The organism is Streptomyces sp. NBC_00503 (genome assembly GCF_036346895.1).
GTDB lineage: Bacteria > Actinomycetota > Actinomycetes > Streptomycetales > Streptomycetaceae > Streptomyces.
The window spans coordinates 2,379,721-2,404,443 of the sequence record NZ_CP107855.1 but is presented as its reverse complement, the minus strand read 5'-3'; the positions used below and the strand labels follow the sequence as shown (position 1 = coordinate 2,404,443).

Annotated in this window: 22 protein-coding genes and 1 pseudogene; 12 read left to right on the top strand and 11 right to left on the bottom strand. The window is 70.7% G+C overall.

The features are described 5' to 3' along the window. The 4 genes from OG490_RS11210 to OG490_RS11195 all read right to left on the bottom strand — a co-directional run bounded on the left by OG490_RS11210 (nt 1) and on the right by OG490_RS11195 (nt 2,493). Entirely contained in the window at nt 1–420 is a 420-nt protein-coding gene (locus OG490_RS11210) for a CBS domain-containing protein (protein WP_330296135.1), read from the bottom strand. A 171-nt stretch (nt 421–591) separates the two neighbouring features. Then, the gene (locus OG490_RS11205) at nt 592–1,272 is read right to left on the bottom strand and encodes a DUF305 domain-containing protein (RefSeq protein ID WP_330300882.1); all 681 of its coding nucleotides are present in this window, start codon (nt 1,270–1,272) and stop codon (nt 592–594) included. Nucleotides 1,273–1,373: 101 nt separating this feature from the next. Beyond that, nucleotides 1,374–2,024 carry a DUF3105 domain-containing protein gene (locus OG490_RS11200; RefSeq protein WP_330296134.1) on the bottom strand — a complete coding sequence of 217 codons (651 nt, stop codon included), beginning with the start codon at nt 2,022–2,024 and terminating at the stop codon, nt 1,374–1,376. Nucleotides 2,025–2,079: 55 nt separating this feature from the next. Further along, complete coding sequence (locus OG490_RS11195; RefSeq protein ID WP_330296133.1) at nt 2,080–2,493, bottom strand: hypothetical protein; 414 nt, start codon at nt 2,491–2,493, stop codon at nt 2,080–2,082. A 184-nt stretch (nt 2,494–2,677) separates the two neighbouring features. Here OG490_RS11195 and glnA point away from each other — a divergent pair, with 184 nt between their 5' ends. Then, entirely contained in the window at nt 2,678–4,039 is a 1,362-nt protein-coding gene (gene glnA / locus OG490_RS11190; protein WP_267757824.1) for a type I glutamate--ammonia ligase, read from the top strand. Between the two features lie 73 nt (nt 4,040–4,112). Here the strand turns inward: glnA and OG490_RS11185 are convergent, their stop codons facing one another. Beyond that, nucleotides 4,113–6,374, bottom strand: a complete 2,262-nt coding sequence (locus OG490_RS11185; protein WP_330296132.1) for a PIG-L family deacetylase — start codon at nt 6,372–6,374, stop codon at nt 4,113–4,115. Nucleotides 6,375–6,722: 348 nt separating this feature from the next. Between OG490_RS11185 and OG490_RS11180 the strand changes: the two genes are divergently transcribed. Continuing rightward, nucleotides 6,723–9,719: a bifunctional [glutamine synthetase] adenylyltransferase/[glutamine synthetase]-adenylyl-L-tyrosine phosphorylase gene (locus OG490_RS11180; protein ID WP_330296131.1), complete on the top strand. Its 2,997-nt coding sequence runs from the start codon at nt 6,723–6,725 to the stop codon at nt 9,717–9,719. Nucleotides 9,720–9,789: 70 nt separating this feature from the next. Here the strand turns inward: OG490_RS11180 and OG490_RS11175 are convergent, their stop codons facing one another. Then, complete coding sequence (locus OG490_RS11175) at nt 9,790–10,503, bottom strand: TetR/AcrR family transcriptional regulator (protein ID WP_330296130.1); 714 nt, start codon at nt 10,501–10,503, stop codon at nt 9,790–9,792. A gap of 440 nt (nt 10,504–10,943) precedes the next feature. On the opposite strand from OG490_RS11175, the gene OG490_RS11170 reads away from it, so the two are divergent. Continuing rightward, entirely contained in the window at nt 10,944–11,147 is a 204-nt protein-coding gene (locus OG490_RS11170) for a Scr1 family TA system antitoxin-like transcriptional regulator (protein ID WP_330296129.1), read from the top strand. Further along, nucleotides 11,144–11,290, top strand: a pseudogene (locus OG490_RS11165) (DUF397 domain-containing protein); the annotation flags it as partial. The gene OG490_RS11170 and the pseudogene OG490_RS11165, both read left to right, overlap by 4 nt. A 22-nt stretch (nt 11,291–11,312) precedes the next feature. On the opposite strand, the gene OG490_RS11160 reads toward OG490_RS11165, so the two are convergent. After that, nucleotides 11,313–11,504 (bottom strand): hypothetical protein, encoded by a 192-nt coding sequence (locus OG490_RS11160; RefSeq protein ID WP_330301199.1) that lies wholly within the window; start codon nt 11,502–11,504, stop codon nt 11,313–11,315. Nucleotides 11,505–11,990: 486 nt separating this feature from the next. Here OG490_RS11160 and OG490_RS11155 point away from each other — a divergent pair, with 486 nt between their 5' ends. The 5 genes from OG490_RS11155 (at nt 11,991) to OG490_RS11135 (ending at nt 17,021) form a co-directional block, all read left to right on the top strand. Next, nucleotides 11,991–12,506 (top strand): hypothetical protein, encoded by a 516-nt coding sequence (locus OG490_RS11155; protein WP_330296128.1) that lies wholly within the window; start codon nt 11,991–11,993, stop codon nt 12,504–12,506. Nucleotides 12,507–12,947: 441 nt separating this feature from the next. Then, a complete protein-coding gene (locus OG490_RS11150) occupies nt 12,948–13,370 on the top strand; it encodes a hypothetical protein (protein WP_330296127.1) in 423 nt (140 codons plus the stop codon). 130 nt (nt 13,371–13,500) lie between these two features. Then, a complete protein-coding gene (locus OG490_RS11145; protein WP_330296126.1) occupies nt 13,501–15,732 on the top strand; it encodes a glycoside hydrolase domain-containing protein in 2,232 nt (743 codons plus the stop codon). A 9-nt stretch (nt 15,733–15,741) separates the two neighbouring features. Next, a complete protein-coding gene (locus OG490_RS11140) occupies nt 15,742–16,251 on the top strand; it encodes a hypothetical protein (RefSeq protein WP_330296125.1) in 510 nt (169 codons plus the stop codon). Then, nucleotides 16,248–17,021: a hypothetical protein gene (locus tag OG490_RS11135; protein WP_330296124.1), complete on the top strand. Its 774-nt coding sequence runs from the start codon at nt 16,248–16,250 to the stop codon at nt 17,019–17,021. The genes OG490_RS11140 and OG490_RS11135 overlap by 4 nt, the downstream gene beginning before the upstream one ends. Before the next feature lie 49 nt (nt 17,022–17,070). Here OG490_RS11135 and OG490_RS11130 read toward each other — a convergent pair whose 3' ends face one another. Together OG490_RS11130 and OG490_RS11125 are read right to left on the bottom strand one after the other, a co-directional pair. Beyond that, nucleotides 17,071–17,811 carry a PP2C family protein-serine/threonine phosphatase gene (locus OG490_RS11130; protein WP_330296123.1) on the bottom strand — a complete coding sequence of 247 codons (741 nt, stop codon included), beginning with the start codon at nt 17,809–17,811 and terminating at the stop codon, nt 17,071–17,073. Nucleotides 17,812–17,924: 113 nt separating this feature from the next. After that, the gene (locus OG490_RS11125) at nt 17,925–18,560 is read right to left on the bottom strand and encodes a TetR/AcrR family transcriptional regulator (protein WP_330296122.1); all 636 of its coding nucleotides are present in this window, start codon (nt 18,558–18,560) and stop codon (nt 17,925–17,927) included. 121 nt (nt 18,561–18,681) lie between these two features. Between OG490_RS11125 and OG490_RS11120 the strand changes: the two genes are divergently transcribed. Further along, a complete protein-coding gene (locus OG490_RS11120) occupies nt 18,682–20,298 on the top strand; it encodes an APC family permease (RefSeq protein ID WP_330296121.1) in 1,617 nt (538 codons plus the stop codon). Beyond that, the gene (locus tag OG490_RS11115; protein ID WP_330296120.1) at nt 20,274–21,881 is read left to right on the top strand and encodes an amidohydrolase; all 1,608 of its coding nucleotides are present in this window, start codon (nt 20,274–20,276) and stop codon (nt 21,879–21,881) included. Before OG490_RS11120 ends, OG490_RS11115 begins: the two co-directional genes overlap by 25 nt. 13 nt (nt 21,882–21,894) lie before the next feature. On the opposite strand, the gene OG490_RS11110 is transcribed toward OG490_RS11115, so the two are convergent. After that, nucleotides 21,895–22,392 (bottom strand): VOC family protein, encoded by a 498-nt coding sequence (locus OG490_RS11110; protein WP_330296119.1) that lies wholly within the window; start codon nt 22,390–22,392, stop codon nt 21,895–21,897. Nucleotides 22,393–22,523: 131 nt separating this feature from the next. Here OG490_RS11110 and OG490_RS11105 point away from each other — a divergent pair, with 131 nt between their 5' ends. Then, nucleotides 22,524–23,726: a hypothetical protein gene (locus tag OG490_RS11105; RefSeq protein WP_330296118.1), complete on the top strand. Its 1,203-nt coding sequence runs from the start codon at nt 22,524–22,526 to the stop codon at nt 23,724–23,726. 21 nt (nt 23,727–23,747) lie between these two features. Here the strand turns inward: OG490_RS11105 and OG490_RS11100 are convergent, their stop codons facing one another. Next, a complete protein-coding gene (locus OG490_RS11100; protein WP_330296117.1) occupies nt 23,748–24,647 on the bottom strand; it encodes a phosphatase PAP2 family protein in 900 nt (299 codons plus the stop codon). Nucleotides 24,648–24,723: the final 76 nt, after the last annotated feature.

The following is a 24,723-nucleotide window of genomic DNA, read 5'->3' as shown; positions in this document are numbered from 1 at the left end:
CTAGCCCTTGGCGTAGACCGCTTCCGCCCAGCCCGCTATCTGCTCCTCGGACAGGTGCTTGGCCAGATCGGCCTCGCTGATCATGCCGACCAGCCGCTTGTCCTTGATGACGGGGAGCCGGCGGATCTGGTGGCCCTGCATCTCGTGGAGCACCTCGGAGACGTCCGCGCCCGCGTCGATCCAGCGCGGGGTGCCCTTGGCCATGTCGCCCGCCGTGACCACCGACGGGTCGTGCCCCTTGGCCACACAGCCGACGACGATGTCGCGGTCGGTCAGGATGCCGCAGAGCCGTTCGTTGACGTCGCTGATGGGCAGTGCGCCCACGTTGAGGCGGGCCATGAGCTGAGCCGCCCGGTCGAGGGTCTCGGTGGCGGGGATCCACTGGGCCCCGGGGTGCATGATCTCTCCGGCGGTGGTCATCGCGTAAACCTCCTGAGCACGCCGTAGCGGCCTGGCGCGGGTGCGCCCGCCTCGGCGTCCCCATCGTCGTTCGGCCGTTCGGCCCACGCGACCCGACGGGGTCGGCGCAGGGCCGTACGGGTGACACCGGGCCGCCCGGCGCAGCCGCCGCACGGCCCGGCGCCCGCCCGGTCAGCCCACCGGCTCCGCCCCGCGCTGCTTCAGCATGTCGGCCATCAGGGCCAGCTCCGACTGCTGCGCCGCCACCATGCCCTCGGCCAGCGCCCGCTCGGCGGGGGTCCGGCACTGCGCGGCGCACCCCTTCGCCATGGCTACGCCGCCCTTGTGGTGCTCGGTCATCAGCCGGAGGTAGAGCACCTCGGCGTCCCGGCCCTCGGCGGAGCCCAGGGCTGCCAGCTCCTCCTTGGTGGCCATGCCGGGCATCAGAGCGCCGGGCTTGGTCACGGCCCCGCCCATGTCGTGCCCCGCCATGCCCTCCATGCCGGGCATGGCGGCATGGGACCCGGATCCCGATCCGGTCTCCATCCACGACATCGGCGGCTCGTCGGCCACCACCTTCGGCAGCCCCCACAGGTCCAGCCAGCCCAGCATCATGCCGCGCTGGTTGGCCTGGGTGTTGGCTATGTCGTACGCGAGGCTGCGTACCGCCTCGTCCTTCGTGCGGTCGCGCACGATGAAGGACATCTCCACCGCCTGCTGGTGGTGCACGGACATGTCCCGGGCGAAGCCCGCGTCGGCGGAGTAGAGCGCCGGGGCACGGGAGGACGTACCGGCGGAGGAGCCGCCCGCGGATCCGCCCGCGCCCTCGTCCCCGCTCGCGGCGGTGACGGTGGCGCCGACCGCGAAGAGCAGCGCCAGGCCCACGGCCGAGCCCGCGACCCAGTACGTACGGGCCGTGGAGCCGCGGCCGGTACCGCCGCCCGCACCGTCGCCGGTGTCGGCCGCCTTGCGGGTCACTTGTCGGCCAGCCCGTTCGTGCAGGCCGCGCCCGGCTCGGGGGTCTGCGGGCCCTGCACGTACTTGGTGAAGAACTGCGCCACCCGCGGGTCGTCCGCCTTGTCCACGGTCAGCTGCTTGCCCCACGCGCTGAGCATGATCGTGCCGGCCTGCTCCTTGTCCGGGCTCATCAGCGTGTACGGGGTCTTGCCCACGGTCCCGGCGAGCTTCTCGACGTCGGCCTTGTCGGCCTTCTCGTTGTACGTCACCCAGACGGCGCCGTGCTCGAGCGAGTGGACCGCGTTCACCTCGGGAAGCTGGCTCTTGTAGACGTCCCCGTTGCAGTTCATCCAGCGGGGGTTGTGGTCGCCGCCGACGGGCGGGTTCATCTCGTACTTCACCGGGGTTTCCACGTGCTTGCGGCCCAGCGTCTTGACGTCCCAGTTCCGCTCGCCGTCGACCGGAGCCTTGGCGGCCGCCACCTTCGCGTCCTTCTTGTTCTGCTGGTCGATCATCACCCACGCGCCGAAGCCGATCAGGCTGGTGACGACGGCCGCCGAGACGGTGATCGCGATGGCCTTGTTGCGCCGGTCGTTCGCCCTGTCGGCGCGGCGCATCTCGGCTATGCGCGCCTGGCGGGAGTGGTTGTCGGTCCTGTTGCTGGCCATGTGCCCTGGTTCCTTCTGCTGAGGGGGGTGGAGTGATTCGCCGGAGCCGGACCCGTCAGGTCCGCAGCACCTGGAGCACATGCAGGTCGGGGCCGCGCGCGAGCGCCGAGGGCGGCCGGACCCGCCCCTCGCCGGAGCCCCGTGCGGCGGCCGCGGCCGCGCCGCCCGCCATCGCCACGGCGGGCGGCGGCGGGGGCAGCACGCCCGGGGTCACGTGCGAGAGCGGGGAACAGCCGGGCAGGTCGTGCGGCGACACGCAGAAGACGCGCTGCGCGGCGCCCGGCGGGTGAGCGGCGGCTGCATGCCCCGTGGCTGCGTACCCGGCGTACCCGGCGTGCCCCGTACCGGCGGCGGGCCGCGCGCACAGGAACACCGCGCCGGCCAGCATCCCGAAGGCCATCAGGAGGACGGCGCGCCGGGGCAGCGGACGTCGCTGACGTCCCCGCTCCCCGTGCTTCCGGCCCCCCATGGGCGCAGATGGTAATGCTCATGACGGGTCCAAGGTCAGTCCGGGGGTGCCGCAGGCTTCTCGGGGTGCGTAATCTGGCGGAAACCACCGCTGGCGATACTGGGCCGGCCCGACTGTGCCCCGGATGTGCCCCCGGTCTCCGGGATGGTGGTGCACAGCCCGTCTGAACTGCGAGGATGAAGGTATGGACAAGCAGCAGGAATTCGTCCTCCGGACGCTCGAGGAGCGCGACATCCGCTTCGTGCGCCTGTGGTTCACCGACGTACTGGGCTTCCTCAAGTCCGTCGCGGTCGCGCCGGCGGAGCTGGAGCAGGCCTTTGACGAGGGGATCGGCTTCGACGGTTCGGCGATCGAGGGGTTCGCGCGGGTCTACGAATCCGACATGATCGCCAAGCCGGACCCGAGCACGTTCCAGATACTGCCGTGGCGCGCGGAGGCCCCCGGAACCGCCCGGATGTTCTGCGACATCCTGATGCCGGACGGCTCCCCGTCGTACGCGGACCCCCGCTACGTCCTCAAGCGCATCCTCAACAAGACCTCCGACCTCGGCTTCACCTTCTACACCCACCCCGAGATCGAGTTCTTCCTGCTGAAGGACAAGCCGCTCGACGGCACCCGACCCACCCCTGCGGACAACTCCGGCTATTTCGACCACACTCCGCAGAACGTGGGCATGGACTTCCGCCGCCAGGCGATCACGATGCTCGAATCCATGGGCATCTCGGTCGAGTTCAGCCACCACGAGGGCGCCCCGGGCCAGCAGGAGATCGACCTGCGCTACGCCGACGCCCTCTCCACGGCCGACAACATCATGACCTTCCGCCTGGTGATGAAGCAGGTCGCCCTCGAACAGGGCGTCCAGGCCACCTTCATGCCGAAGCCCTTCTCGGAGTACCCGGGTTCGGGCATGCACACCCACCTCTCCCTCTTCGAGGGCGACCGCAACGCCTTCTACGAGTCGGGCGCCGAGTACCAGCTCTCGAAGGTCGGCCGCTCCTTCATCGCGGGCCTCCTGCGCCACGCCGCCGAAACGGCCGCGGTCACCAACCAGTGGGTCAACTCCTACAAGCGCATCTGGGGCGGCTCCTCGCGCACCGCCGGCTCCGGCGGCGAGGCCCCCTCGTACATCTGCTGGGGCCACAACAACCGCTCGGCCCTGATCCGCGTCCCGATGTACAAGCCGGGCAAGACCGGCTCCTCGCGCGTCGAGGTCCGCTCGATCGACTCGGGCGCCAACCCCTACCTCACCTACGCCGTCCTCCTGGCCGCGGGCCTCAAGGGCATCGAGGAGGGCTACGAACTCCCGGCCGGCGCCGACGACGACGTCTGGGCCCTCTCCGACGCCGAACGCCGCGCGATGGGCATCGAACCCCTCCCGCAAAACCTCGGCGAGGCCATCGCCCTGATGGAGCGCAGCGAACTGGTGGCCGAAACCCTCGGCGAGCACGTCTTCGACTTCTTCCTGCGCAACAAGAAGCAGGAGTGGGAGGAATACCGCTCGGAGGTCACGGCCTTCGAACTCCGCAAGATGATGCCGGTGCTGTAGGCGGTCCGTCGCTGCCGACGTACGTGCGAGGCCCTGCTCCCGGGTTGGGGGTGGGGTCTCGTGTGTTGGGGGCCTATGTGGGTTGGACCGCTCGGTGCCAGGTGGGGTGGGTGGGGGTGGGGTGGGCGGTGGTGAGGTGGAGTTCCGCGTCCAGGCCCAGGACTGCCGTGGTGGTGGTGCCGTTCTGTTCCACGGTGGCGGCCGGGGCGCCCGCGTAGAGCATCTTGGACTCCGTCCACGCGGGCGGGCCGCCCAGGGCCGTGGTGCTGATGGTGCCCGAGTCGGCGCGGCCCGACAGGAGGCGGCCGGCGACGGCGACCGCACCGTAGCCGGATCGGCCGCCGGCCTCCGTGATGCTGGAGACGGACGGTTTGGCGGCGCCGGTGCCCGCGGTGACCAGGGCGGTGCGCACGACCCCGGAGTCGGGGCGCCGGAAGTAGAGGCGGACGCCGGCGGCCTCCGCGGCGGCGGTCAGGGGGACGGTGGTGGCCGGGAGCCCGGTCGGGAAGGGGCCGGCCAGCGGGGCGCCCGGGGCGGGCTGGATCCAGGCGAGTACGGACCGGGTGGTGGGGGAGTAGAGGTGGCGCCGCCCGGCGGAGTCGGTGGCCGTCACCGGGTCGCCCTGGAGGTCCTCGCCGCCCAGGCTCTGCCAGTCGCCGAAGGCGCCCGAGGGCTGCTGGGCGCGGGCGCGCAGGGTGCGGCGGGCGTCGCGGGCGTACACGGTCAGGAGCCCGTCCCGGTCCACGGCCGCGGAGGGTGCGCTGATCTCCGAGGTGCTGTCCTCGTCCGGGCTGTTGGGGGTCCCGAGCGGGACCCACGCCCCGAACGGGCCGTCGGGCTCGGACTGGGCGGCGTAGACGATCTCGCGCCGGTAGTCCTGGGGCCGGTCGCCGAAGACGGTCCGGGTGGCGAAGACGGCGACGCGCCCGTCGGGGAAGCGGGCGGTGGTGGCGCCCGGGTCGATGCCGGTGCCGGGCAGCAGGGCCGGGCCCTGCCAGGCGCCGGCCGCATCTGCCGTGCCGGCCGCATCTGCCGTGCCGGCCGCGTCTGCCGTGCCGGTCGTGCCGGTCGTGCCGGTCGTGCCGGCTGAGTCTGCCGCGCCGGCCGCGCCAGCCGCGCTGGTACCCGTACCAGCGCCCGTACCCGTACCCGTACCCGTACCCGTCCCCCCGTCCCCGCCACGCCTCCAGACGGCCATCTGGCCGTCGAGGGCGGCGAAGGCGTACAGGCGGCCGGGGGCGCCCTGGACCAGCCAGGAGGCGTTGTCGGCGCGGGCGTAGCGCAGCGACTGGGCCCAGTTGTGGCCGGTCGGGCTGCCGCCGACCTTGCGGTCGCCGCAGCCGGAGGGGGAGTTGCAGTAGTTCTGCTTGTCCTGCCAGCCGTACGTGCGCAGGTAGTCGATCTTCGTTTCGGCGGTCTGCGGGTCCAGGGCGTGCGGCAGCGTGCCGTTGTGGTAGCCGAGGTAGTGCTGGACGGCGAACCGGGGCCGCTGCCCGACGGGGACCCGCGCGGCGTACGCGGCGGCCGCGGCCTGCGCGAACCGGGCCGCGTACATGTGGTCCTGGTGGTCGGTGTACTTGCCGCTGTCCAGGTACCGTCCCGGCGTCGGATCCAGCATTCGTACCGTCGTCGGCTTGTACCGCTCCAGGATCCCGGCTATCGCCTCGACGACCTGGTCCTTGGTGTGCGTGTGCGGCTGATCGGCCGGGGTCGCGGCCGAGAGCTGGGGGGCGAGCGCCGGTATACGGCCGTTCCACAGGCCGTGCAGGCTGTCCGGGACGTCCGAGGCGGGCGAGCGGGCCTCGCGCAGCTGCAGCCAGATCAGGTGGACGTGCGGTTTCGCGAGGAGGACGTCGAGCTCGGCCTGACCGCCGCCCGCGGTGGGTACGGCCGTACGCCGCCACGCGCTGGTGCGGTCTCCGGTGACCATCTCGGCGTAGGCGGCGCGTATGCCGTTCTGCCGGGCCTCCGCGTACCCGGTGCGGTCGGACGGCTGCTTGGGATCCTTGGCCTCGCGCCCGGCCGCCTCGTTGCGGCCGTCGCTCTCGCCGGCGGTGAGGTAGAGGGAGGTGAGCGGGAGGCCGGCCTGCAGGGAGCGGCTGAGGTCCGGGTTCATGAAGAACAGGTCGTCGTCGGGGTGGGCGAGGATCTGGACGACGGATCCGGCGGTGGTGCTCGCCGCGAGGGCGCCGCCCGGTCCGGCCCCCGGTCCGGTTTCGGGGTGTGCCCCGGTGGCCGTCCGCTGGCCGGCGGCCATGGCGAGGGCGCCGGTGACACCGACGGTGAGCATCGGGAGCACGGTCGCGAGAAGGAAGCGTCGGCGGGAAACGGGCATCGGTTACGCCTCGGGATCGTTCCGGCAGGAAGGACCGCGCGGAGCAGTCGGTCGGTCAGTGAGAGGCCTTTGCCGACGCGTTGGTTCATCGGGTTCGCGGACGTTTCGGACCTCCGGAGATGAACACTTGGGGTCGCACGCCGGATACGGAGATAAGCGAATAATCGACCCCGTGGTGCGCGTCGGTCAGGAGAACGCCCGCTCCGGCTAGTCTCACTACGGGCGGACCGGCGGACCGGCGGATCACCGCACGCAGCCAGGAGCAAGCAGCGCGCAGCCGGCAGCACGGTCCCGCGGAACCGCCCGGCCAGGGCAGAGGCAGAGCCGACGTACGCAGGAGGCGGCGGGATGACAGTCCCGGGACGCAGGAGCAGTACCTTCAGCCGGCTGCTGCGCAGCGGCTTCACCGACCCCTCCGCCGCGGCCCGGCTGCTGGATGCCGCCGCGCTGGCCGCCGTACGCACCGACCCGGTGCTCCTCGACGCCCTCGGTGCCACCGCCGATCCCGACCTCGCCCTGCTCGGGCTGGTCCGGCTCGCCGAGGCGCAGTCGCCCGAGGAGCTGCCCGTCCTGCTCGACACCCTCGTCAGCGCCAAGCCCCTGCGCGACCGGCTCCTCGGTGTGCTCGGCGCCTCCGAGGCCCTCGGGGACCACCTCGCCCGCCACCCCCGGGACTGGCAGGCCCTCGTCACGTACGAGGCCGCCGATCTGCACCCCGGACTGCCGGAGTTCGAGCAGGGCCTGGCAGACGCCCACGACCCCGTGGCCCTGCGGGTCGCCTACCGCCGCTGCCTGCTCTCCATCGCCGCCCGCGACGTCTGCGGCACCACGGACGTGGCGCAGGCCGCCGCCGAACTCGCCGACCTCGCCACAGCCACCCTGCGCGCGGCCCTGCGCATCGCGAGCGCCGCCGCCCCCGAGGACGCGGCGCTGTGCCGGCTCGCCGTCATCGCCATGGGCAAGTGCGGGGGCCACGAGCTGAACTACGTCTCCGACGTCGACGTGATCTTCGTCGGGGACGCGGCCCCCGGGATCGACCCGGCCGACGAGGGCAAGGCCGTCCAGGCCGCCACCCGGCTCGCCTCCCACCTCATGCGGATCTGCTCCGAGACCACCGTCGAAGGGACCATCTGGCCCGTCGACGCCAACCTCCGCCCGGAGGGCAGGAACGGTCCGCTGGTGCGCACCCTCGCCTCCCACCTCGCCTACTACCAACGCTGGGCCAAGACCTGGGAGTTCCAGGCCCTCCTCAAGGCCCGCGCCGTCGCGGGCGACGAAACCCTGGGCGCCGAGTACATCGACGCCATAACTCCCCTCGTCTGGCAGGCCGCCGAACGCGAGAACTTCGTCGCCGACGTCCAGAAGATGCGCCGCCGCGTCGTCGACAACATCCCCGCCGCCCAGGTGGACCGCGAACTGAAACTCGGCCCCGGCGGCCTGCGCGACGTCGAGTTCGCCGTCCAGCTGCTCCAGCTCGTCCACGGCCGCTCCGACGCCACCCTGCACTCCGGCAGCACCCTCGACGCCCTGCACGCGCTGGCCGCCGGCGGCTACGTCGGACGCGCCGACGCCGCCCAGCTGCACGACGCGTACCGCTTCCTGCGCGCCATGGAACACCGCATCCAGCTCTACCGGCTGCGCCGCACGCACCTCGTCCCCGAGGACGAGAACGACCTGCGGCGCCTGGGCCGTTCCATGGGCCTGCGCACCGAACCCGTCGCCGAGCTCAACAAGGCCTGGCGCCGGCACGCCTCCGTCGTCCGCCGCCTGCACGAGAAGCTCTTCTACCGGCCGCTCCTCGACGCCGTCGCCCAGCTCGCCCCCGGCGAGACCCGGCTCTCCCCGCGCGCCGCCGGCCAGCGCCTCGAAGCGCTCGGCTACGCGGACCCCGCCGCGGCCCTGCGCCACCTCGAAGCCCTGGCCTCCGGAGTCACCCGCAAGGCCGCCATCCAGCGCACCCTGCTGCCGGTGCTCCTCGGCTGGTTCGCCGACTCCGCCGACCCGGACGCCGGCCTGCTGAACTTCCGCAAGGTCTCCGACGCCCTCGGCCGCACCCCCTGGTACCTGCGCCTGCTGCGCGACGAGGGCGCGGCCGCCGAGAACCTCGCCCGCGTGCTGTCCGCCGGGCGCCTCGCCCCGGACCTGCTGATGCGCGCCCCCGAGGCCGTCGCCCTGCTCGGCGACCCCGAAGGCCTGCAACCCCGTACCCGCGAGGCCCTCGAACAGGAGGTCCTCGCCGCCGTCAACCGTGCCGAGAACCCGGAAGCGGCCGTGGCCGTCGCCCGCGGAGTACGCCGCCGCGAGCTGTTCCGTACCACCGCGGCCGACATCATCGGCTCCTACGGTACGGAGGAGAGCCCGGCGGAAGAGGACCACGGAGCCCTGGTCGACCGGGTCGGCGACGCCGTCTCCGACCTCACCGCCACCACCGTCGCCGGAGCCCTGCGCGCCGCCGTCCGGGGCCACTGGGGCGACACCCTGCCCACCCGCTTCGCGGTCATCGGCGTCGGCCGCTTCGGAGGCCACGAGCTCGGCTACGGTTCCGACGCCGACGTCCTGTTCGTCCACGAACCCCGCGAGGGAGTCGACGAACAGGAGGCCGCGAAGGCCGCCCAGACCGTCATCGCCGAGATGCGCAGGCTCCTCCAACTCCCCACCGCCGACCCGCCGCTCCTGATCGACGCCGACCTGCGCCCCGAAGGTCGCTCGGGCCCCCTCGTCCGCACCCTCCCCTCCTACGCCGCCTACTACCGCCGCTGGTCCCTGACCTGGGAGTCCCAGGCCCTGCTGCGCGCCGAACCGATCGCGGGCGACCCCGAGCTCGGGGCCCGTTTCATCGAGCTCATCGACCCGCTGCGCTATCCGGTGGAGGGGCTCGGCGAGGACGCGGTCCGCGAGATCCGGCGGCTGAAGGCCCGGATGGAGTCGGAACGCCTGCCCCGCGGCGCCGACCCGACCCTGCACACCAAACTGGGCCGCGGCGGCCTCAGCGACGTCGAGTGGACCGTCCAGCTGATCCAGATGCGGCACGCCTGGTGCGAGCCCGGCCTGCGCACGACGCGCACCCGCCAGGCCCTGGCCGCCGCCCACGCGGCCGGGCTGATCCCGACCGAGGAGGCGCAGATCCTGGACGAGGCCTGGGTCCTGGCCACCCGGGTCCGCAACGCCGTGATGCTGGTCCGCGGCCGGGCCGGGGACACCTTCCCGACCGACAGCCGCGAACTGGGCGCGGTCGGCCGCTACTTGGGCTACGCCGAAGGCACCGTCGGCGAGATGCTGGACGACTACCGCCGCATCACGCGCCGGGCGCGGGCGGTCGTGGACGAACTGTTCTACGGATCCTGAGCCGCACGCCAGCACGCCAGCACGCCAGCACGCCAGCACGCCAGCACGCCAGCACGCCAGCACGCCGGCTCTACGGAGCTGCGGGCCGCTTCCGCTCCGCCCGCTCCGCCCGCTCCGCCCGCTCCGCCCGTTCGGTCCGCTCCGCCCGGTGCGGGCCCAGCTCGCGCAGTACTTCGCCGAGTTGGACGGGGGACAGGGGCGGGCCGGGCAGCGGGGCGGCCGGACCGGCGGTGCGCAGCCCGTCGAGGAAGAGCGCCAGGTGGCGGCGCCAGCCGTCCGGGACGGTGGCGGCCAGCGCGGGCACGGCGCGGCCGAGCGCGGCCAGCGCGAGGAGCAGGTCCTCGGTGGTGACGTCGCTCCGGACCGTGCCCTGCCGCTGCGCGCGGCCGAGCAGCAGCACCATGGTCTCGTGGTTGTGCGCGTGCACGGCGTCCAGGGAGCGGATCCCCTCGATCCCCGTGGTCATCAGGTCGTTGGTGCCGCGGTCGGAGGCCAGCACGGTGAACACCACGTCGAGGTAGCCGGTCAGCCCGGCCCACGCGTCCTCGGCGCCCCGCGCCTCCTCCCCGGCGGCCGTCGTACCGGCGAGCGCGCCTTCGAAGACGGCGTCCACCAGCGCCGCCCGGCTGGGGAAGTGCCGGTACAGGGTGGCGTTGCCGACGCCCGCCCGGCGGGCGATGTCATCGAGCGGGGCGTCCAGCCCCTGGGCCGCGAAGGCCTCGCGGGCGGCGGCGACCAGCAGATCGCGATTGCGCTGCGCGTCACGCCGCAGGGGCACGGTCATGCCGTACGTCCTCTCTTCGCTGCCCGTCCGTACCGGGGATGCCGTCAGTACCGGGGATCGCTCCCCATTATGGATGGTATCCCCGGATCAGGCCCGGCCCCGTCCGTACTCGATCTCTCCCCGTCCGAAGGCCGAGTGCGCACGGAGTCAGACGGCCGTGGCTGCCGTGCAGGAGGTCGGCGGACTCGCGGTGCCGTTCCGGGACGGGGCCGGTGGGGCGGAGGCACGGGAGCCTCGGCGCTCGGACCTGCTCGCCTGCTGCTGGGGCGGGGCCTCGGCCGGGTGTGTTGCCGGCGCTGCCGCGTCCGACCGCCTCGGCCTCCAAGTTGGCCAGCGCCAACCGAGGAGTGCACGCGGGCGCTGTACGAGATCCGGCGGCAGGCGTACTAGCCGGACGTGGTGGAGCGATACTCCGCTGCGTGCATGGCCCGGCAGGGGGGATGTTCCACCGTCAGCCGCCGCCCGCCCTGACCTTCGTGCTGGAACAGATGGCGTTGGAACGGCCGATCGGCGGGCGGCAGGTCCTCCGCAGGCAGTTGGAGAACCTGCTCGACCTCGGTCGGCTGCGCACCGTTGAGATCCAGGTAGGCCCTCAGCCCCGGGAGTCGAGGGTCTTCATCGACAATCTGCTGGGAGAGACATGAGCATCAAGCCCTCGATCGGCGGCCCTTCCGCACTGACCGGGGTCATGAGCAGCTATAGCGCCAGCGACAGCAATGAGTGCGTCGAATTCGCCTGGGCCAAGTGCAGCTATGGCACCAACGATGGCCCGGACTGTGTCGAGGTGGCCGTGCTGCCCGAGTCGATCCTCATCCGAGACTCCAAGGACGTCGCCCGCGCCCCCTCGCAGTGGCCCCCGCCACCTGGACGAGGTGGCGGCGCACCGCACGGATCTCGTCCGGGGCGCGGCGCTGCTCACGGACCGTCGAGGAGCGCCGTACCGCCCGCTCCTCCTCGGGCAGGTCCCGCCAGGCGGCGAACCAGTTCGCGCACTGCTCCACGGGTAGCAACCGCGACTCAGCGACGGCAAACGGCCCCTTTGTGAACCGTTTGGAACTGACCGCAAAGCGGGGTCTCGCGATGATTTTAGGTCAATGGGTTTATCTGGAATTTGAAGTTCCAACAAGCGTCTCGCGTTCAAAATCCCTGTATGTGCTGCTGTTGGAGTGTTGCCCGGACTCCGACTGCAGGGTGATTGTCGGCCACATGCACCTCAGGAAGCTTCCCACGGACCGAAATCCCTTTGATCGGCCACCGTCCCGAGATTTAGCCTTTCGTCAGCCCGGTGGGGGTCGGAGCGGAACGTCTGGGGGCGACGTTGGAGGAACTTCGCATGGATTCATCAGGGGCCGTTCGCCGCCATCTCGGGGTCTTTGCCCACCCAGCGGCTAGGTGGGGATCTTTCAGCTACTCGCTTTGTTCGGAAGAATTAACTGGGGGGACTCGTGTCCACGTTTCGAAAGTCCATAAAGCGTGCAGTAGTTGCCATGGCCACTGTGGTCGGATTCGGCCTGGCCATGCCGCAGGCTTCGGCTGCAGAGGGGCCAAGTAGCGCCGGAGTCCCGGTGGCTCGTATTGCCGGAGTTGCGGTATCTCCTAGGGCAACTGCATCCACGCTGGAAGTCGCTGCCGCCAACCCGCAGGCAGTGCAGGCCACGGCAACTCTGTGCGGGGCTGGGTACAACCTGTTCGAAGCTGTACGGCTTCCCGACGCAAGCCGGAAGGGCACGCTCTTCACCTACAACACTGCGGATCTGTCCGGTACGTGTGCCGTCTTCGACAACAACCTGGCAACATCCAAGTACATGAAGCTCAAGCTGTGCGAGAACAAGATCGGCGGTAAGTGCAGTATTGATGAAGGTAACTTCACTCAGTACGCCGGTCCCGTCAAGATCACAGGAAGCTATGTCTTCTGCGCGCCAGTGACGGCCATCATGAAGGATTCGGCGAGCTCCTCTAAGGCGATCATCGACTTCGTAGCCCCTTCAACTCCCTGCAACTGACCTGATTGAGCTGCTTCCAGCCATCCGAGCGGTGGATGGCTGGAAGCAGCTCGCTACCAGTGATCGCAGGAGTTACGGTCTCGGCGACAGTGCAACTCAGGGTTTGAGTCCGCTGCGGAGAATCCGTGCCCGCTCGAGTCCTCGTGAACTCCACTCACACTGATGACAAGGCGAGAAATGGCTTTCTCTGTACCCATGCCCACGCGTGGAAGCCGACGAGGATCGAAGTGTGTAAGGGCTACGGGGGCCCTCCTCGTGACATTGGCCGCTGGCGCCATGGCTGTGGGCTGCAGTGGGAAGGCTCCGAATGCGGAACCCCGGGCCGGCGTCGCGATACCCCAGGCATCTCCCTCCATCCTGCCGTCTGCCTCCCCGACGACGCACGCGCCGCCTTCGCCGTCTCAGAAGCCCAAGTCGTCGGAATCCGCACGTCCGTCGAGCGTGAGCTCTTCTGACCCCGAAGCCAACGAGCGGGCAGAACGTGAACGGGCCGCGGCTGCTGCCAGTGGAGTTCCCGTACAGCCGGCAGGTCCCGGTTCGGATACTGACGACGGAAATTTCAAGCACCCGATTGCCACGAAGGGCGACGTAACGGTCTACACACCTGTGCGAAGCAGGGACGGGCTGACCGTTCCCGTTGAAATCAAGAACACCGGTGCGAAGCGTGCCTTCTACAAGGTAGATGTACGCGTTCAGGGCGCCGATGGCTTCGATGTGATGCTGCACGTCGACACGGACACGGTTGGCGTTTACCCGGGTACATCCTGGCCGGTTGAGGCCACTGCCAAGGCCCAGGGTAAGCCACTTCCGGACCGCCCGCACGTCACGATCGAGAAGGTCACCAGGGAGGAATTTCGGGGGTGATCGCCCACGTTGGGCTCGTGCGGCACCTTGGCCTTAACTCCTGCGCGTGATCATCAGGCGCCATTCTGTGGACTCTTTGGTCGGCTATTCGTTAGTGATGATGCCTTACATAGTATTGAAAGGAGCAGGCATGGCTGATGGAATGGTGCTCAGGGCTCAGAAGTTCATCAATCAGGTCTATGTGCCCCGAGGTGTTCCCGCCGTAGCAGAAGACGGCCGTACCTCCTGGGAGCTGATGTACGCCCTCACCAGATCTCTCCAGTATGAGCTCGCCATTTCTCCCCAGTCCGACAGTTTCGGGCCGGGCACCCTGTCGGTCCTCACTTCCAAGTACCCCAAGCTGAACTCCGCCACGATGCCTTCGGCCGACTTCTGTCGCCTCATTCAGTCCGCGCTCTATTGTAAGGGTTACGACGGTGGTGACATCGACGGGTTGTACAACTCGCGCGTATCCGCCTCCGTCACCAAGTTGAAGGCCGATATGGGGGTCGACCTCGCTTATCCCGGCGGTGACTTGACTCCGAAGGTATTCAAGGCCCTGCTCACCATGGATCCGTACGTGGTCGTCAACGGGGGAAGTGCCGGAGTCCGCGAAGTGCAGCAGTGGCTCAACGGGCGCTACGTCCAGCGGCAGGACTTCTTCATCATTCCCTGCGACGGCCACCACTCCCGGACCGTGGCCAAGTCGATGCTCTTGGCGATCCAATACGAGCTGGGCATGGCTGACGGTGTCGCCAACGGCGTGTTCGGCCCGGGGACACGCTCCGGGCTGGGCGGGCATTCCGTCTCCCTTCAGTCCCAGGGCACCTGGGTCCTTCTCTTCAGTGCTGCCATGATCCTCAATCAGCGCAATGCGACCTTCGGCGGCGTCTACACCGCGGCACTCGCAGCCGAGGTCAAGGCCTTCCAGGCATTTTGTGTATTACCTGTCACCGGCAACGGCGACTTTTCGACCTGGGCCTCCCTCTTGGTCTCCTACGGAGATCAAGACCGCAGGGGCTCGGCCTGCGACGGCGTCACGAAGGTCACCCAGGCACGCGCCGATGCGCTGAAGGGCGCCGGCTACAAGTACATCGGTCGCTATCTCACCAACCCCGACCCCATCGGAATCGCCGAGAAGGCAATCCAACCAGGGGAGTTGGCCACCATCGCCGGCAGTGGGCTCAGGTGCTTCCCGATCTACCAGACATACGGGCGGGCAGCCTCGGGATTCACCCGCACTCGAGGCAGGGACGCGGCCCTCGCCGCCGCCAATGCCGCCAAGAACCACGGGTTCAAGGACGGCTCCCGCATCTTCTTCGCCGTCGACTTCGATGCCTACGACTTCGAGATCACGGACAACGTGATTCCCTACTTCCAGGGCATTCGCGACGGCCTTGCCATGTTCGGAAATCCCTATGCGGTCGGCGTCTACGGACCTCGGAACGTGTGCATCCGGGTGGGTGAAGCAGGCTTGAGCACTGCTAGCTTCGTGTCCGACATGTCCAGTGGATTCTCCGGAAACTACGGGTACCCGCTGCCCCCCGACTGGGCTTACGACCAGATCGTCACGATCAACGTCGGGAGCGGCGCGGGTGCGATCAACATCGACAACAACATGGCCTCCGGGCGCGACACCGGCCAGGGTTCCTTCAACGCCCCGGCCACAGAGAAACCGGACGTTAATTTCTCCACGGACTACTGGGGAGGGCTGCACGGAGACATCAGTTCCTACATGGTGTCCATCGGCTACCCGGACAGTAGCGCCACCCGCATCTTCACGCACACCCAGTGCTTGGAGACCATCATCGCGAACGACGCACTCGTCACCGCGCTCGCCCGTAAACACAACATGCGCAAGGCGCTCATTCAGACTTCGGCCTACTGGGAGATGCGACACTACGATCCCGTGGACCTCGGAGTGGATGCCGCCGTCACTCTCTACCACACCGGTACCGGTGCGAGTGGGGTCGTGCCCCTGCGCGACTCCAGTACCGGAATCGCACAAATCAGTGGTGAAGTCGGTATCAGAGCATGGAATTACTGCATCGACGCCGGATACATCACGGGTGAGATACTCAACTCCGCCGTCGATGCCGACATATGGAAGATGTGGCACAAGCTGAACCAGGAGAACCCGCACAGTCTCACGACCGTCCCTCTCATCCACATCTGGGGTGCCGGCGGTAAGCCCGGAGGGCAGAACCCTCCAGCCGGAGAGAAGGTACTCCGAACCCCCCAGCTCAACTACACCGACGAGGAGACCTTCGAGATCCTGCGTCGGTACCAGGGATGGGGAACCATGGCCGAAGAGCATGCGCAGAAGCGAATGCCCCTCTACCAACTCTTCGAGAAGTACAACCTCATCATGCGCGGAATGTAAGGACTTTTGATGCGGTCCTCGATGCTTACGGTGGCCTCGGGCTCATCGTCGGGGCACGACCCGGGAGTCCTCCTCTCGGTCGTCCTCCTCTGTTTCGTCGGCCTGGCTGTGTGCGGCGGATATCTCATCGTCTCGACCAGCAGACGCGGCGGCCGGGCGAATACGGCCTGGGGGAAATGGCGAGACGTTGCCCTGGTCTGCGCGTGCGGAGCCCTCGCCTTCTACCTGTGGGGGTGCCTGCACCTCCTGTTCCTGGACGAGACCCGGCAGTTCACGGCGTGCCTGGAAGCGGGTGGGCCTGAGAAGGCGGCGAGGGTGGACGCGTTCGTGGGGGATTTCATCCCCCTGCGTCTGCAGTGCCACATCCGCGGAGGTGGCAGCTACTCGGCGGGCGTGCCGGGGTACGTCAATCCGATCGTCGCCGTCCTGACTCTTGGCGCCGTGGCCACCGCCGCCTGCGCCACCGCCGCCCGCGCTCAGCTCAAGAAGATGTCCACGATGGAAGGAACCGAGCATTGAACCAGCCAGGGATATCCCGCCGTGCGGCCTTGGGTCGGGCCGGCGGCCTCCTCGCCGTCGCGGGTCTGGGGTCGATTCCCGGATCCGCGCTGCTCGCCACACCCGCGTACGCCTCCCCCTCCCCGAAAGTGCCGGAACGGGACGACATCCAGGCGGCCCTACGGCGGCTCAAGGAGGAGCAGGCCAAGATCTTCACCGGGAAGCTCGGCCCGAACAGCTGGGAGATGGAGAAGGTCACGGACGGTGGCGGTTCCATCTGGACGCGGCCGGTCCCCGGAACCGAGCTCGACGGAGTCGCCGTCCGCCTCGGTGAAGCGGAAGCCCTTCTCTTCCACGTGATTCGCCGCTTCCACTACGAGATCGACTTCCTGCGCAAGGGCGACGTGGCCGGCTGGCAGGCGCCGGGGAAGGTCCGCAAGGGCCTGCCCGAGGGCAATCTGGCGTCCGGCACGGCGATCCGGATCCGCCCCGGCCACTATCCGGTCGGAGTCAAGGGGGGCTTCTTTCCCTACGAGATGGTCGTGATCCGGGACATCCTCGCCGAACTGGACGGCGTCGTCCGCTGGGGAGGCGACGATCCCAAGCCCGACGAGGCCCTCTTCTACCTCGCAGTGGGACCCGACGACCGGCGCCTGGTCGAGGTCGCGGCCAAAATCCGCGGATGGAACGAGCGGCCGGACGCAGGCCCCGGCACCGGAGTCGACGTCTTGGACAGCAAGCGTCGCAGCGCGGCCAAGTCCCTGGAGAACAGGCAGCGCAAGGCTGCTTGACCTGACCCGGTCCAGTGCCGGGCATCCGCCGCCGATCCTGGCCTCGGCCTCACGCGCCGATGCGGATCAGTGCGAGGGTGATGTTGTCGGGGCCGCCGGCCTCGATGGCGGCCTTCCACAGTTCGAACGCCGCCTTGCCGTCGTCGTGCACGCGCAGAAGGTTTTCGATGGCCTCGTCGGGCACCGGGTCGGTCAGGCCGTCGCTGCACACCAGGTAGCGGTCGCCCGGGGCCAGGGGGAGGGTCCTGACGTGCGGGGTGAGGACGTGCTGCGCGCGGCTCCCGCCGAGGGTCTGGGTGACGATGGACGTGGTGCGGTGACCCGGCTCCGGTGGTGGGCTGTCGTCCACGCTGACCTGGTGCAACCCGTCTGCCGTCGCCTGGTACACCTTGCTGTCGCCGACGTTGAACGACAGCAGCGAGTCCGCCATGACGAGGGTGCCGGCGACCGTGGTCCCCATGGAGGTCAAGTCGGGGCGGCCCTCGGTGGCCGAGTGCACCGCGCGGTTGCAGCGGTCCAGCGCGTCCTCGATGGCCAGGGCGCCGTCCAGCGACGGCCCGAGCAGGGCGAGCTCGCGGACGACCAGCTCGCTGGCGACCTCGCCCGCAGGCTGCCCGCCGAGCCCGTCGGCGACCGCGACGACGAGCGGTCTGCCGAGGGGGAACAGGAGCGTCTGGGGGCTCCGGGTCGTGGTCCCGCACAGGGTCCAGGGTCCGACGACGAGGCTGTCCTCGTTGTGATCGCGGACCAGCCCGACATGGCTCAGGGCAGTCACGGCTATGTACGCCACCACGAGCTCCCGCCTCTCCGCAATGCAACGCAAGGCAAGGCAACGCAAGGCAACGAGACGCACGGCGGACGCGTCCCTCGTCCCCATTGTCGCGCCGCTCGGCGTCCGGCGCCTCAGCCGCCCGGAGCCGTGGGACCGCCCCGCTCCCCCTCGCTCCGGAGGCTCTCTGCGGCGTACGCCAGGAACGCCGCCAGGCCGACCTCGAAGGCCGCCTCCGCCCGGCCCGGCCCCTGCGCGGCCAGCGCCCCGGCCAGCAGCGGGGTCTGTGGCGAGGGCTCCCACATGGTCTCGGGGGCGGCGAGGTCCAGGGCGGAGCCCAGGACCAGGTTCTCCAGGCCCGTCAGCAGCGGCATGACCTGCTCTGCGCGGAAGCCGGCCCCCAGCAGCAGCGCCACCGCCTGCTCGTACTGCGCGAGCACGGCCGGCGCCCGGACCGGGGTGGTCATCAGCAGCGGGATGGCGCGCGGGTAGGCGGCGAAGGCGGCCCGGTAGGAGCGGGCCCAGGCCTCCAGCGCGCGGTCCCAGGGCTCGGCGGCCAGGGTTCCGCCGTCGATCGCGGAGCACACCCGTTCCCGTATCAGCTCGATCACTCCGGCCCGGCCGTCCACGTGGTGATACAGCGAGCCGGTCTGCACCCCGAGCGCACGGGCGATCTGCGGAACGCTGAACTCGCCCTGCTCCGCCAGGAGTTGCAGGGCGGTAGCGCCGATCCGCTCCCGGTCGAGCAGTGGGGTGCGTGGCCGCGCCATCGTGTTTCTCCCGCCGTCAGGTCTTCCCGTACGCCAAAACCGGAGGCTACATTGCCGCAAACCGAAAGCCTTTAGGTTTTCGAGTTCCCGACGTCTGCCGTTCGCAGAAGGGTGCCCCCGCATGCCCGAAACGCCGGAATCGACAGCAGCCGGACCCGCCGGATCCCAATCACCAGCCCAATCACCAGCCCAATCACCCGCCGGAGGACCCGCCGGAGGACCCGCCGGATCAGGAGGACCGGCAGAAGGCCCCGCCCTCCGCCGCGCGGCGCTCGGCACCGCCGACATCTCCTTCTTCGTCGTCTCCGCCGCCGCCCCCCTCACCGTCATGGCGGGCGTCGCCCCCGTGGCGATCCTGCTCGGCGGCATCGGCGCCCCCGCCGGCTACCTCCTCGCGGGCCTGACCCTCGCGGTCTTCGCCGTCGGCTTCACCACCATGAGCCGCCACGTCCGCAGCGGCGGCGCCTTCTACGCGTACATCGCCCAGGGCCTCGGCAAGCGCGTCGGCATCGGCGCCGCCCTCCTCGCCCTCATCGGCTACAACGGCATGGAGATCGGCGTCTACGGCCTCCTCGGCACCACCACCGCCGACACCGCCCACGCCCTCGGCGGCGTCGACGTCCCCTGGCTGCCCGTCTCCCTCGCCGGGCTCGTCCTCATCTGGTACGGCGGCTTCCGCTCCATCGACTTCGGCGCCAAGCTGCTCGGCATCCTGCTCGTCGCCGAGACCGGGATACTCGTCCTGCTCGCGGGCGGAGTCCTCCTCAAGGGCGGCGCCCACGGACTCTCCGCCGGCTCCTTCGCCCCCGGCGCGGTGCTCGTCCCCGGCACCGCCGCCGTCCTGGCGTTCGCCTTCGCCGCCTTCACCGGCTTCGAGTCCACGGTCATCTACCGCCGCGAGGCCCGCGACCCCGACCGGACCATCCCGCGCGCCACCTACATCGCCGTCGCCTTCCTCGGCCTCTTCTACGCCTTCATCGTCTGGATCGTCATCCAGGCCTTCGGCTCCGAGGAAGTGGTCTCCGCCGCAGCCCAGGACCCCGGCGGCCTCTTCTTCACCGCCATCACCACCTACGTCGGCCCCTGGGCGGCCGACCTGATGCACGTCTTCATCGTCACCAGCGTCATCGCCTCCCTCCTCGCCTTCCACAACGCCATCAACCGGTACGTGCTCGCCCTCGCCGAGGAGGGCGTCCTGCCCGCCGCCCTGGGCCGGATCCACCCGCGCCACGGCTCCCCGTACCTCGCCGGGCTCGCCCAGACCGCCCTCGGCGCCGTCATCGTGCTCGGTTTCGCGCTCGCCGGAGCCGACCCGTACCAGCAGCTCCTGCTCTGGGTGAACACCCCGGGCATGATCGGCCTCATGGCCCTGATGCTGCTCGCCGCCATCGCCGTACCCGTCTACTTCCGCCGGATCCGCCACGACGAGGGCCCCTGGCGGACCCTGATCGCGCCCGTCGCCGCCGCGGTGCTGCTGGCCGTCGCGATCTGCCTGGTGATCTCCAAGGTGAGCCTGTTCACCATGGCCTCCACCACCGTCGACACCGTCCTGGTCGCCCTCGTCCCCGCCGTGTTCCTGGCCGGCCTCGTCCTCGCGCAGCGGCTCAAGACCCGCCGCCCCGAGGTCTACGCCCGGTTCGCCGAAGAGCCCGTAGCCGAAGAGCCCGTAGAAGCGCTCGACCCGCAGGCGCTCGACCCGCAAGGAGAAGCCCCGTGCCCGCTGCCGACACCGTCCTGACCGGAGCCCGCGTCCGCACCCTCGACCCCGCCCGCCCCGAGGCCCGCGCGGTGGCCGTACGCGGCGGCGAGATCGTCGCCGTCGGCGACGAGGCCGACGTGCGCGACTGGCGCGGCCCCGGCACCGAGGTCGTCGACCTCGGCGGCGCCACCCTCACCCCCGGTCTCACCGACGCCCACAGCCACCCCGTCTGGGGCATCGAGATGGCGGTCGGCACGGACCTCTCCGCCGTCGGCGACCTCGACCAGCTGCGCGCCGCCCTGCGCGCGGCCGACCGGGGCCCCGGCGGCTGGGTCACCGGCTTCGGCCTCGACCACAACGCCTTCGGCGGCCGCCCCGTGGACAAGTCGCTGATCGAGGAGGCCCTCGCAGGGGCCCCCGCGTTCCTGCGGCTCTACGACGGCCACTCCGCCCTGGCCTCCGGCGCGGCCCTGGCCGCCGCCGGGATCACGGGCCGGCGCACCTTCGCCCAGCGCTCCGAGATCGTCTGCGACGCCGACGGGCGGCCCACCGGCCACCTGATCGAGCACGCCGCGATGGACCTGGTCGGCTCCGTCGCGCCGAAACCCTCGTACGCCGAGCGCCGCGGCCGCCTCACCCGGCTGCTGGGCGACATGGCCGCCACTGGCCTGACCGGCGCGCACGTCATGGACCTGGGCGACGGGGACGTACCGGCCCTGCTCTCGACCGTGGAGTACGAGGGCGACCTGCCGCTGCGGCTGAAGCTCGCGCCCTGGTGCATGCCGGGCGCCACCTCGGAGGACCTGGACGAGCTGATCGGGCTCCAGCGGCTCACGGGCCGCCACTGGCAGGTCGACGGCGTGAAGTTCTTCATGGACGGCACCGTCGAGGGCGGCACCGCCTGGCTGGAGCACGCCGACTGCCACGGCCAGGGCACCGACGCCTTCTGGCCCGACCCGCACGCGTACGCCGCAGCGGTACGGGTCCTCGACGTGGCCGGGGTCCGCACCGCGACCCATGCCATCGGTGACGCGGCGGTCCGCCACGTCCTGGACACCGTGGCGGGGCTGGGCCCGCAGGCCCGCATGCGACACCGGATCGAGCACATCGAGACGGTCCCCGACGACCAGCTGGAGCGGTTCGCGCAGCTCGGGGTGGCCGCCTCGATGCAGCCGCCGCACACCGCGTACACCCGGGCCGACCACAGCGACGAGTGGTCCAAGCGGCTGGGCGGGGAGCGGGCCGGCCACGCCTGGCGCTGCCGTGACCTGCGCGACGCGGGCGCGGTGCTGGCCCTCGGCTCCGACTGGCCGATCGCCCACTACGACGCCCGCCAGGTGCTGTCCATCGCCCGCAGCCCGCGCGGCGCGGCCTCGGCCGGTACGGGGGCCGGGCCGGGCGCGGCCCTGACCGGGCTGATGGCCCTGGAGGGCATGACCTCGCACGCCGCGCTGGCGGCGGGGGAGGAGCGGGTGGCGGGCCGGATCGCGGCCGGTTTCCGGGCGGACCTGACCGCCTTCGGCGCGGACCCGGTGGACGCGACTCCGGAGGAGCTGGCCGGGGCTCCGGTCCGCCTGACGATGTCGGGCGGCCGGATCACCCACCGGGAGGCGGCGGTCTGATCAGATCCCGGACTCAGATCCCGGAGGCGGCCAGACCGCTGCGGAGCTCCTGCTCGGAGAGGTCGGCGAGGTGGGTCAGGAAGACCCACATGTGACCCGAGGGATCCCTGAGGATGACGGTGCGGTCCCCGTGGAACATGTCCGTCGGCGGCTGCAGGATCTGCGCCCCCGCGGCCTCCGCACGCTCCGCCAGCGCGTCGACGTCGGCGACGAACACGTGCAGGGTGACGGAGGTACCCCCGCCGAGCGCGGCCGGGGCGGCGAAGGGGCCCGCCCCGGTCGCCTCCACGCTCGCGTCACCCAGCATCAGGACCGACGGTCCGATGCTGATCTCGGCGTGCAGGACCCCGCCGCCCGGGGCGTCCAGCCTGAACTCCTCCCGGGCGCCGAAGGCCCGCTCGTAGAACGCGATGGCCGCGGCGGCGTCGTCGACCATGATGTGCGGGACCACGGCGTGGCGGTAACGCTCGGGGATGACGGGGGCCACGGGGTGGGCTGCACGCTCGGTCATGGGGAGCTCCTCCTGGAATCCCGCCGGTCGGTTCCGGCGGCCTCTGGAGCGACCGTAAAACCTCAAGCTCCCTTGAGGTCAAGGTCCGTTGCCGCGCCGAATCCTGGGCATGCGCATGGCATGATCCCGGCGTGAGAACACTGCCATCCGCCGTACGCGCCGTGATCCGCCACCGCAGGCCTGCCCCGTGGTGCTGGGAGGCCGTCGTCGCGGCCGTGGACGCCGGGGCGACGAGTGCCAATGGCGCGTTGGCCCAGGCGGGTCCCGCCGTCCGCGGGCACGCCGATCGGATCGCCGTGTCCCTCGACGGGTATCTCGACCGCCTGTTCCCCACGACCGACGGCTCCATCGAGGCCCTCACCCTCGCCCTCGCCGGGATGGGTGACGTCCGGGCGCTGCCCGGCGCGCGGTTCCTCGCGAAGAAGGGCCGGCTGCCCAGCCTCCGCCCCCGGGCCCACATCCTGGCCCTGCTGCCCGCCGCCGAGCTGCTCCCCGCGGTGCTGCCGGTCCTGCGGAAGAAGACGGAGCGCCACTACCAGAACACCGCCGTCTTCGAACTCCTCGCCGCCTGGGGTCCGGCCGCCGCGCCCGCCGCGCTCGACGTGGTCCGGTACCTGGAGACGGCCTTCGCCTACGACGCCCTGCGCATCCTCGGCCGCATCGGCCCCCCGGCCGCCGCCTTCGCGGACCGGTTGGCCGCCTTCGCCACCGGCCGCGATCCGCAGTCCCGCCGCCACCACGAGGCAGTGGCCGCCTGGGCGCACTGGAGGGCCACCGGGGACGACACCCTGGCCCTGAAGGTGTGCGGAGCGGCCGTGCGGTCCGGGGGCGCAGGCCGCGGCCTGCCCTACCTCGCCGATCTCGGCCCGGCCGCCGCCGCGCACGCGGACGCCGTGCGCGGCCTGCTGGAATCGCCCGGCGCGTGGACCCGGGTCGCCGCAGCGCACGCGTACTGGCGGATCACCGGGGACCCGGAGCCGGCCGTGCCGGTGCTGCTGGCGGCGGTGGACCCGGCCTGGACGGGCAACCCGGCCCTGCCGACGCGGGAGGCGGTTCGCCTGCTGGGGGAGATCGGCGGCCCGGCCGGGGCGGCGGCGCCTCTGCTGCGCCCGATCCTGGCCTCCGAGGAACGCCTCGGGCACCCCTTCGAAGGGGAACGGATCCTGGCCGACGAGAACTACGTCCGCACCCTCACCGAGGCCCTGGAGCGGATCGGGCCGGGCGCCGAAGGCCCCGTACCGGCTTCGCCGCCAGCCCTCGCGGCGGATCCTGCGCCCGCCGTCGGGGCCGGGTTCCACTTGCTGCGGGGATGGCGGGGGTGGCGGGCCCGCTGACCCGGCCCCTCGTGCGTGAGCTCAGGCGCGGGTGCGGACGCGGGCGCGGTTCAGGAGGTCCGCCACCGGGTGGCGGCCGGTCTCCAGCGGGCTGCGCGGCAGGCGGTGCGGGAGGGATCCGTACCAGGCGCGGGAGACGGTGAAGCCGAAGGCCAGGCAGAGCATGCCGCCCACGGCGTCGAGCCAGAAGTGATTGGCGGTGGACACGATCACGATCAGCGTCGCCGCCGGGTAGAGCAGGCCCAGGATCCGGGCCCAGGGGGCGGAGGCGACCGCGAAGATCGTCAGCCCGCACCAGAGCGACCACCCTATGTGCATGGAGGGCATGGCCGCGTACTGGTTCGACATGTGCTTGAGGTTGCCCGAGGCCATGGAGCCCCAGGTGTGGTGGACCAGCACGGTGTCGACGAAGTCCTGCCCGTTCATCAGCCTGGGCGGCGCGAGCGGGTAGAAGTAGTAGCCGACCAGGGCCACGCCCGTGGTGGCGAAGAGGACCAGGCGGGTGGCCGCGTAACGCCCCGGATGGAAGCGGTAGATCCATACCAGGACGCCGATGGTCGTGATGAAGTGGAGCGTGGCGTAGTAGTAGTTCATGCCCACCACCAGCCATGTCACCGAGTTGACGGCGTGGTTGACCGTCTGTTCCACGGCGATGCCGAGCGAGTGCTCCGTCTTCCAGATCCAGTCGGCGTTCGCGAGTGCGGCCGCCTTCTGTTCGGGTACGGCGTTTCGGATCAGCGAGTACGTCCAGTAGCTGACCGCGATGAGCAGGACCTCGAACCAGATCCGTGGCCGCCGGGGTGCGCGCAGCCGGGAAAGCAGGGTTCGCTCGGACGACGCCGGGCGGGTCTGGTCCTCGGTCACGGTGGGTGACGAGGCGTCCGTCCGGGTATCCAGTGTTTTCACGCTCGCTTCACCCATAGGAAAAGAGTCTGCCAGATGCGTTCTCGCCTCCGATCATCCCTTGGGACGGTCTTGGGCGCAGCATGTCCACCTC